At 51.7% G+C, this 8,146-nt stretch carries 5 protein-coding genes; 3 read left to right on the top strand and 2 right to left on the bottom strand.

Annotation, left to right across the window (positions count from 1 at the left end):
• From KOR42_RS27895 to KOR42_RS19065, 3 genes are all read left to right on the top strand, one after another.
• Window positions 1–150 carry an integrase core domain-containing protein gene (locus tag KOR42_RS27895; protein ID WP_390620899.1) on the top strand — a complete coding sequence of 50 codons (150 nt, stop codon included), beginning with the start codon at window positions 1–3 and terminating at the stop codon, window positions 148–150.
• Window positions 151–749: 599 nt separating this feature from the next.
• Window positions 750–1,880: an acyltransferase family protein gene (locus tag KOR42_RS19070; RefSeq protein WP_146511437.1), complete on the top strand. Its 1,131-nt coding sequence runs from the start codon at window positions 750–752 to the stop codon at window positions 1,878–1,880.
• 239 nt (window positions 1,881–2,119) lie between these two features.
• A complete protein-coding gene (locus tag KOR42_RS19065; protein ID WP_146511436.1) occupies window positions 2,120–2,599 on the top strand; it encodes a hypothetical protein in 480 nt (159 codons plus the stop codon).
• Window positions 2,600–2,948: 349 nt separating this feature from the next.
• Here KOR42_RS19065 and KOR42_RS19060 read toward each other — a convergent pair whose 3' ends face one another.
• Together KOR42_RS19060 and KOR42_RS19055 are read right to left on the bottom strand one after the other, a co-directional pair.
• On the bottom strand, window positions 2,949–4,409 hold the full coding sequence (locus KOR42_RS19060; RefSeq protein WP_146511435.1) for a DUF1501 domain-containing protein: 1,461 nt from the start codon (window positions 4,407–4,409) through the stop codon (window positions 2,949–2,951).
• Between the two features lie 194 nt (window positions 4,410–4,603).
• Window positions 4,604–7,660, bottom strand: a complete 3,057-nt coding sequence (locus KOR42_RS19055; protein ID WP_197441348.1) for a DUF1553 domain-containing protein — start codon at window positions 7,658–7,660, stop codon at window positions 4,604–4,606.
• Window positions 7,661–8,146: the final 486 nt, after the last annotated feature.

Below are 8,146 nucleotides of genomic sequence, written 5' to 3'. Positions count from 1 at the left end.
ATTCAGGACTGGCGGATGACTTACAACCACCGCCGTCCGCACAGCTCTCTTGGAGGGTTGACGCCTGCCGAATTTTCGACTCAGTGTGCTTCCGTTCCAGAGAAGGTTCCGCCTACGGCTCCACCTTACTCCTCCACTCCAGCACACTGACTTACTTACCTAACCCCAACTCTCATAAGCCTGGTTCAAACTTCGGGGGCATTTCAAGCGCGCTTTCTCCGAACTTCGCAACCACGCTTGGTGATGCGTTTTTTCAACAGGCCGACATATTCTGTATGATCGGCGTTTTCGTGTTGCAATGCGTCTGGTGACGTTTTACGATCGCCGAAGATTCAATTCAGTGCTCAATCAAACTCAGTGCAATATCAAACACTGCGTTGAAACGAATCCAGAGATTTTATCAACCATTTCTTTCTAGTTGTTCTTATGGAAGTGGAACGCTGAATTTCTCTTCGACGATGCGGCTGATTCGCACCGCTGAAGTCGTTTTATACGGGCTTTTTGTGATCTCCAGAGGGCGTCTTTGAAATCTTGTTGATCCAATCTCATCGGTAGTGAGCAGACGAGTTTGGTTTCGCTCATAAACCGAATTGGCTGAATCGTGTGTCAAGCAGCAAAGCTCGTGAGAGCTTTGTTTTGCGCTGTTGCATCATGGAAGCGAGTGCGGAGAGCTGTGTGTTTGACACACTGTGGCAAGGTGCGTTTTCGTGAACATTTCGTTCGATTCGAAGACTCCATCGAAACCAAGAATGAGTCGCTCAACGTCTGAAAGGCTCGAATATCTCCGGTTTCCTTTAATCGTGGGTGTTGTCTTCGTCCATGCTTATGAGTCGTCAGTAAATACAGCAGCAGGCAGTGTTGGGCTTGAATCAACAGCTCATGTTTCTGATTTCTTACGGACATTATTCTCCAACGGAATTGGCCGTATTAGCCCGCCACTTTTCTTTGTGATGTCAGGGTATCTGATCTTCTACGGGACAGAATGGTCGTTGCCGGTTTACTTCGCGAAGATTCAACGTCGTATCAAGACGTTGTTTGTTCCTTATCTGTTCTGGAACTTTGTCGCGCTCTCTATCTACTTCATTGCACAATCTCTCCCTTTGACTCAGCAGTACATCTCTGGAAACAATCAGGCTCTCCGAGAGATGAACTTCTTTGAGCTCACAAATACTTTTCTCGGAGTGACGAAGAATCCTATCGCCTATCAGTTTTGGTTTGTTCGAGATCTGATGATCCTGGTGCTCGCGATTCCGGCCATTCACCTGTTGTTGGCTTACATTCCGTTTCCGTTTCTCGGATTTGCATGTGTGGCGTGGTTCGTTCCGGAATTTGGATTGAGCATGCCTCCAGCTGCTTCTGCAATCCTTTTCTTTTCCATCGGTGCATACTTCGCCTCAAAAGGAGGTGACATCTTCGCCCTCGATAAGTATTCGAAGGTGATCTTTCTCTGTTACATTCCGGTGTTGATTGGAGCCACGCTGACGTACGGATACGCTTACCACAACGCAATCAATCAAGTCGGGATCCTGATCGGACTTCCCGCAGTTCTTTGTCTGTCGGGTTATGTCAGATCAGACGGTCGAACCGCGATTGTGCTGAAATGGCTGGCTGGTGTTTCGTTCTTTGTTTTTGCAATGCACCAGCCTCTGTTGCTCATTGTGAAGAAAGTCGTCTTTGCGGCGGTCAATCCACAGTCTGATTTTGCCATTCTCCTGTTGTACTTTCTCATTCCGCTGTTCGTGATCGCGGTTACGGTTGGTGTGTTTGAAGTCATGAGTCAGGTGTTTCCTCGCATGACTGCACTGATTTCTGGTGGGCGGTTGCCTGAGAGACCGAAGCATCTTCCTGGGATTGCGAGGCCAGAACATACAACGGTTTGAGAAGGGCATTGTGAAGCGTTGGGAAAGACGCATCGATCATTCTTGACGGAACTGGCGGAGGGGAAGGGGATTCGATAACCTGAACTGCGACTTGGGTGCGCGCATGTTGGTGCATCCACTGTTCGAAAATCATGCGTCGTTGACGGTTTTCGAGAAGCGGCACTCGTCGTGATCGAAGCTGGCGTGCATGAGTCGTTTTCAAGTCCCGATGAGTAGGAGTGAACGCGGTGAAGAATCGCATGACTGAGCGAAACTTATTCTGGTTTGTGGTTGGCGCCATCTTCGGAAGCGTCGTGATTTATTACCTGCCGACGGAACCCGCATTCGCAGCGACCGCCAATTCGGGCGACAAGTTCTCGATGTGTACGGTTCGAACGTCAGTTGGTGCGAGCGAAGCGATCTTCGTTTTGGATCAGGTGACTGGAAGATTGCTCGGAGCACAACACAGCTTGCAGCGAAACGCGTTTCATCAACTGTATCAGCGGAACCTCGCTGCTGACTTTGGTGTGACCGACAACGCGAGATACGTAATGGTTTCAGGTGACATCCAGACAGGCGGCGGAGGCGGGGCGGCACCTCCCGCTCAAGGGGCGATCTATGTTGCAGAATTGAATGCCGGAGTTGTCTTCATGTACGGGTTCACAATGTCACCAGCTGGGCAAGCCGGACCGCCTCGCGAATTGATTCCATTGGCAAGTTTTCCATTCCGCGGAAACTAGAGCAAGTTGCTTTTTCCTGTGCACTCGCTTGAACTTTTTCATCAGGTCAAAGGCTGAGTTTGCTCGTGCGAGTGAGTCCACACCAAAACAGAAAATGCTCCAGAGCATTGTCTCGTGATCTCTCTGCACTTGCCTGGCGTCATTGGCTTGATTAGAGACTTGTGATTTCAGGCGATTCAGCAGAGTTTGAAACGCAAAAAGATCCGTCCTGTTATGGCAGGGCGGATCTTTTTTATTGGGAGTTTCTTTGCTCGTTTCGTTCGCGGCGTTTTCTGGTCGAAGCGAGATGCTTCTTGAATCGCGAAATCAACGATCACTACAGGACGCGATCATCATTGCTGAAGATGTTCTATGCGATGATCTCTTTGATCACTCGTCCTCCGACATCGGTTAATGTTTCGTCCCGACCTTGGTGGAAGTAGCTGAGTAGCTCGTGATCGAGCCCCATCTGATGAAGAATCGTTGCGTGCAGATCGTGAAGATGGACTTTGTTTTCCACCGCAGCGAAGCCGAGTTCGTCGGTGGAACCAAAAGTTTGACCACCGCGGATACCTCCTCCTGCCATCCACATGCTGAAGCCGTATGGATTGTGATTTCGCCCGGGAGCTCCGGGGCCTTCGCTGAACGGCATGCGGCCAAATTCTCCGCCCCAGACAACTAATGTTTCGTCAAGCAGTCCTCTCTGTTCCAGATCAGTGAGAAGGGCGGCGATCGGCTGGTCGACTTCTGCTCCGTGCTGGCCGTGATTCTTCTCGATGCTTTCGTGAGCGTCCCAAGTCTCTTCAAGGTGTCCGCCGCCGGAATAGAGTTGGATGAACCGCACACCGCGCTCCACAAGCCGACGAGCGACTAGGCAATTGCGACCGTATTCGTTGGTTGGCTCCTGACCGACCCCGTACATATTGAGAGTCGATTCAGATTCCTCGCTGAGATCAACGGCTTCCGGAGCGGCTGATTGCATGCGATAGGCGAGTTCATAGTTTGTGATTCGAGCGGCGAGGTCGGCGCCGTTTTTACGAGCGTTCAGATGGTTCTCGTTCAGTGCGCTTAAGAGATCCAATTGTTCGCGCTGAATCTCCGGTGTGACCATTTGTGGTCGTTCGAGATTGAGAATGGGATTGCCGACCGGACGGAATAGCGTTCCCGAATAGCTGGCGGGCATGAATCCGCTCGACCAGTTGGGCTGACCGCTGATCGGTCCGCCACGTTTGTCGAGCATCACGACGTAACCTGGCAAGTTTTCGTTTTCGGTTCCGAGTCCGTACACAGTCCAACTACCGAGTGAGGGACGCCCAATTTGGGTCATCCCGGTATTCATCGCGACGAGTGCAGAGCCGTGAGCGTGGCTGTCGGTATGACAGGAATTGAGGACGCACAACTTGTCGGCATGTTTGCGGACGTTCGGAAAGTAGTCCGAAATCAGCAGACCGCTTTCTCCGCCGGGACGAAATGGACGCCACGCGGGAGTGAGAAAGCCCACTTTTCGACCGCCCGAATTGATGAAGTTTTTATCTTCAGGGAGTTGTTTTCCGGCATACTTTTCAAGTTCCGGTTTGTAGTCGAAGGTATCGACTTGAGAGGGAGCGCCGTTCATCATCAGGAAGATGCACGACTTTGCTTTGGCTTTGAATTGGCCGGGGCGACTCGCCAGAGGGTTCGACGAGCCGTTCGTCGATTCTCCGAGAGCACGACTTCGCCCAAATCCAGATGCGCCGAGAAGGCTGGCTAAAGCAACTCCAGCAAAGCCGTTCCCCATTTCCCAGACGAATTCTCGTCGGGTTTGTCCGCAAGGAAAACTTCCAGGTCCCATGTGATTACCTTCTCGATAGTTGCCGATTGGATGACTTAGATTTATGCGCTGTGGACGAGCTTCATCTTCGAAACGGCGTGTTGACAGAATGAGTTAATTTATTCTTGATGATGGCCTACGTGACTACTCAAAAGGAAACAGGTTAAACAGTTCTTTCAGCATTCCAAACAAGATCACTGTTAAGCTGACGTGTTTTAATCGACCATAATGAACTCATTCGAGTTCAAGAGGACATGGCACAGCGACGCGAGTGCGAGGACGTCGGGAGTCGCGTGCTCCGGTTCTGACGTCTTTGGTTGAAGGGGGATGGAGTAGCGCTCAGCGAGTTCGGCTTCGAGACTCATCCGACTTGAATCTGTGAGTGCATGGCTGAAGACCTGGACTTCTGCGATACCGCCTGTCCAGTATTCGCGGCTCAGATTTCCTTGCTGACCGATGACCCAGGGAGTGTCGAACTTACGAGGCGGAAGTGGGGAATCGCGACGTCCCAGCGATCGACCGTTTTGGAAGACTTCAACATGATGTTCGCCGCTGATGGCTGTCAGTATGAAGAGTTCGCGTTGATTTTGAAGAGTCCCCGCGGGGATGAAGTGATCCGAAAAGCGAACACGATTCGCATCCGCAAGGCCAAAAAATACAGATGTTCCGACGTTCGTAGACAGATTCCAGTTCGAAATGATCTCTCGCAATCCGGAGTCGCCATGATCTTGAACAACACACACGATGGAGAATTTTGGTTCGTCGATCGGAACGTCAGCAATTTTGAGAAACTGTTCTCGACCGTCCAGTTTCAGGACTGCTCTTCCTGATCGCGGGTCGATGTGTTGACGAATTGGGGCTTCCGAAGCTGCGATGGCATCGTGTCCATGACCGCTGAGGTCGAGGAGTTTGGTGACATGCTGAGTTTCGGAGTTGAGTTGTGCTGCTTCGGCACGGAGATGAAGAACTGGCGGTTCGATGTTTTGATCGAGAGGATGTTTTTGTTGTTCGGTCGGATGTTGACGTCGTTCCAGTTCGTCTTGAAATCGCGTCTGTTGCACTGCTAAATGCTGACGCCCCAGTTCAAGCTCATCCGCAGTCGGCGCCCTCCCGAGGACGGCTTTCCACACGCGTTGAATTTGTTCCGTGACTGACTGGGTTTCGTTGGAAAGACTCTGAGCAAGATGCAAGCTTCGATCGTGAACAAACGGGTTGTTCATCAATGCGAGTGCCTGAGTCGGGACGGTCGTCAAATCTCGTTGAGCACATGATTGCGTCGCGTCACACATGTCGAACGCTGTCATCGTCGGTGGCAGTAGTCCTCGCTTCACGAACATGTAAAGGCTTCTGCGTTTTTGCTCGTTGACTGGTGAGGGATTCCAGGCAGCGTCTTTTTGCGAGAGTCCTTCGAGGGCTTCCTGGCTGACGGTTTCACGAAAGCTTTCGCCACCGATTTTGAAGTCGAGTTCTCCAGTCACAGCGAGCATGGAGTCTCGCATCGCTTCAGCGTCTAAACGCCGACGCTCGGCTCGCCACCAGAGTCGATTTGCTGCGTCGATATCGGAGTAGCTCTCTTGTTTCGGATGAATCGAACCCTGACACCACGTTTCCGACATCAAAATGAGTTTGTGGATCGGTTTCTGATGACCTCCGTTTTCGAGGAAGGTCGAAGCGAGCCAGTCGAGAAGCCTGGGGTGTGTTGGTGGATCAGAGAGAAATCCGAAATTGTTCGGAGTCCGGACAATGGCTTTTCCGAAATGATGCTGCCAGATGCGATTGACGAGGACTCGCGGCGTGAGTGGGTTTTTCGGGTCGGCAATCCATTCGGCGAGTTGAAGTCGTCTCTGCGAAGTCTTCGCCTCCGGGGAGGGTGATTGAAGTTTCCGCTCCAATGAAGGAATCGAGGAAATTGTTGCAGGAGTGACTTCCTGTTGCGGCGACTCTCTTTCCCCATTCTTCAAAAGAAAGATCGGTTCAGGAGCGCTCGTCAGGTCGGTCCAGCCCAGAACTTTTGCATATCCGAGTTCATCGGCGGAAGGTCCGCCAAGAAGCTTACGATCTCTCGCGGCGATCGGGCCTCCCCAAAAGACTGACGCCATGCGGTAGTAGTCTTCCTGTAGAATTGGATCGAATTTGTGGTTGTGACAACGAGCGCATTTAACCGTCAGGCCGAGTAAGGCGGAAGAGGTTGTGTGAACGAGATCTTCAAGGCGGTCATATTGGTAGTCGAGTGGATCGTTTGGTTCGTCGTTCCAGGTTCCCAGTCGTAGAAATCCGGTCGCGATCGCAGAGTCTTCCGTCGGGGATTCGATTTCGTCTCCGGCCAATTGATGACGAATGAATTCTGAATAAGCCATGTCTTCGTTTAAGGCGTTCACAACCCAGTCGCGATATTTCCACGCATACGGTTTCACCTGATCGCGCTCGTAGCCGCTTGTTTCTGCGAAACGTGCGAGGTCCAGCCAGTAGCGTCCCCAGCGTTCTCCGTAGTGCGGGCTGGCGAGGAGAGAGTCGACTTGTTTTTCCCAGGCATCCGGGCTTTCGTCGGTTTCGAATTGCTGGAGCTGTTCTTCCGTGGGAGGCAGACCGATCACGTCGTAGTAGAGGCGACGAAGGAGCACTCGTTTGGATGCTCTGGGAGTTGGGGTCAATCCGTTCTCAGCGAGTCGATCAAGAACGAATGCGTCAATCGGGTTGATGTGCTTGTCGTTGCTTTCGACTTCCGGAATGTCCGGTTTTGAAACGGGTTGTAAGGCCCACCAGTCTCGTCCGGCCCGCACTTTGTTCGTTGTGGCGAAGGGATCGATGACAACATCGTCCGGCCAATTCGCGCCCTGCTGAATCCAGTCTCTGATGACTGCGATTTCGGCATCCGGGAGTTTCTGGCTTTGGCCGCGTGAGGGAGGAGGCATTTCTCCGGAAATGACTCGATCGAGTAAGTAGCTGTCATCAGCACTCTGTGGGACAACGACAGCTCCGGAATCGCTTCCATCTACTTGAAATTGATTCGAAGCGAGATTGAGTCCGCCCTCTGAGATCTGATCATTGTGGCACTCGACGCATCGCATCGCGAGAATTGGTTGAACGTCCTCCTTGAAATCGACCTCACCTGCCGAAGCGACGTGCAGTCCCGCAAGGATCAGGGTGACGCATAAGAAGAAGGTCCCACTTCGAATCTTAGCCGGTTGCGATTCTATCGATCTTGAACCGTGGAAAGTTGATGCCTTCTCAACGGCGGTGGCTTGAAGTCCTCGTGCATTGGTGCGGTTCATGCAGCGGTTCAGAATCATGCGATGGTGACCTGTCGAGGGTACGGTGGATTTAGGCGATTGTCCGAAAATCACGCACTCACTTTTCTTTCGCTTGAGCTATTCGCAAAAGTGTCGGGCTCTATTTTTTCAGGCGAGTCGTGAGCAACTGATCATCTGGCCAATTCAAGGTAGGCTGTTGTTCTGTAGGTGAGATCGATGCGGGATCGAATTCAGGGAGGAGTTGAATTTTACATGAGTCGTTGCTGATGGGACAAGAGAAGTGGCGAAATACTCGGAAAACTGGGATGTCTCAGTACAAGTTTGATGTGCAGCCCGCCCTGAATGAAGCAGGAAATCGTGGACTTCGGACGATTGGTCCCGGAGAATCAATTGGGGGAATGAGTCGAGTTTGCCGTGAATGACAATCACAGAGCCTAGAGAGCTTGGTAAATTCGTGGAGGTTTGTAAGATTAAGTCGGTCGGATGCCTCTATTTCAAAGGACAGGG

Source organism: Thalassoglobus neptunius (assembly GCF_007859735.1).
Taxonomy (GTDB): domain Bacteria; phylum Planctomycetota; class Planctomycetia; order Planctomycetales; family Planctomycetaceae; genus Thalassoglobus; species Thalassoglobus neptunius.
Note: the sequence above shows the minus strand (reverse complement) of the source record. Positions and strands in the feature narration are given on the sequence as shown.

What these genes read in the sequence shown, in the direction of transcription:
- KOR42_RS19070 (WP_146511437.1), top strand. Translation starts at nt 750, where the DNA reads ATGAGTCGCTCAACGTCTGAAAGGCTCGAATATCTCCGGTTTCCTTTA.
- KOR42_RS19065 (WP_146511436.1), top strand. Translation starts at nt 2,120, where the DNA reads ATGACTGAGCGAAACTTATTCTGGTTTGTGGTTGGCGCCATCTTCGGA.
- KOR42_RS19060 (WP_146511435.1), bottom strand. Translation starts at nt 4,409, where the DNA reads ATGGGACCTGGAAGTTTTCCTTGCGGACAAACCCGACGAGAATTCGTC.
- KOR42_RS19055 (WP_197441348.1), bottom strand. Translation starts at nt 7,660, where the DNA reads ATGAACCGCACCAATGCACGAGGACTTCAAGCCACCGCCGTTGAGAAG.